This is a genomic window from Clostridium sp. HCP1S3_C6, assembly GCF_052066735.1.
Classification (GTDB): Bacteria; Bacillota; Clostridia; order Clostridiales; family Clostridiaceae; genus Clostridium.
The window spans coordinates 1-717 of sequence record NZ_JBQHRN010000070.1; the positions used below are offsets into that span (position 1 = coordinate 1).

The window sequence follows — 717 nt, forward strand, 5'->3', positions numbered from 1 at the left end:
GTTTTTTGAATTATTACTTAATGATGAAACAGCTAATCGCGTGACGAATGCCAGAGCAAAAAAAATGCATAATGCTAAATTTCCTAATCATAAAACAATTGAAGAATATAATTTTAATTATCAACCTAATTTAAACAAAAAAGAAATCTATAATTTAGCTACATGTGAATTTATTAGAAACAAGGAAAATATTGCTTTTATCGGGCCTTCTGGTACTGGTAAAACTCATTTATCAATAGCTATTGGTATTAATGCAATTTCCCAAGGATATAGCGTATTATTTACTACTGTAAATCAGATGTTAGAAGAATTATATATGTCTAGAGCAGATAATTCATACATGAAGAAAATCAACAAATACGTTAATCCGGATCTACTAATTTTAGATGAACTAGGGCTAAAAAAACTTTCACAAAATAATATTGATGATTTTTATGAAATTATTTCAAAAAGATATGAAAATGGTTCTATTATTGTTACTTCAAATAAAAAATTTGATGAATGGGGAAAAATATTTTATGATCCCGTTTTAGCGACAGCAATACTTGATAGATTCATTCATCATTGTAATTTTGTTGTAATTGATGGTGAAAGTTATAGAATGAAACAACGACAAGAAAAATTAAATGGATTATAAAAAAATAATCTTGAATTAATTATACCCAAAGGTGGGGAATTTTCTTTCCCTTTTTCGGGGAATTTATATTGACACCAACA

Annotated in this window: 1 protein-coding gene; it reads left to right on the forward strand. The window is 26.8% G+C overall.

All coding sequences use genetic code 11. From position 1 onward, the window contains the following. A partial coding sequence (istB, locus tag ACTNAO_RS12760; RefSeq protein ID WP_441029676.1) for an IS21-like element helper ATPase IstB occupies positions 1 to 637 on the forward strand: 637 nt, incomplete at its 5' end. Between the last annotated feature and the right edge of the window lie 80 nt (positions 638 to 717).